This is a genomic window from Aromatoleum evansii (assembly GCF_012910805.1).
GTDB classification, from domain to species: domain Bacteria; phylum Pseudomonadota; class Gammaproteobacteria; order Burkholderiales; family Rhodocyclaceae; genus Aromatoleum; species Aromatoleum evansii.
Window position 1 is genome coordinate 1 of the sequence record NZ_WTVK01000310.1, and the last position, 386, is coordinate 386.

At 65.3% G+C, this 386-nt stretch carries 1 protein-coding gene; it reads right to left on the reverse strand.

Annotated elements, in window-relative coordinates:
* The coding region (locus GO615_RS28465) for a hypothetical protein (RefSeq protein ID WP_211167455.1) at positions 1-386 on the reverse strand (386 nt) is incomplete at both ends.

The following is a 386-nucleotide window of genomic DNA, read 5'->3' on the forward strand; positions in this document are numbered from 1 at the left end:
GCCATACGCCACTTCGGCGTACCGTCCGCGTTCATCACGGCAATGCCCGGCTTCACCATGTCGGCGGTGAAGGCGGTGTACCAGAAGATCTGCTGGGCGATGTTGCCCTGCGAAGGCACCGGGCCCGACTCGGAGAAGGTCATGCCCTGTGCCTGCGGCGGAGCATACTTCTTCATCCAGTCGAGGTACTTGACGATCGAATAGACCGACGCCGGGCCGTTGACATCGCCGCCACGCTCGACCGACGAGCCGACCGGACGGCAGCCTTCCATGCGGATGCCCCATTCGTCGACCGGCAGGCCGTTCGGGAGACCCTTGTCGCCGTTGCCGGCCATCGACAGCCAGGCGTCGGTGAAACGCCAGCCGAGCGAGGGATCCTTCTTGCC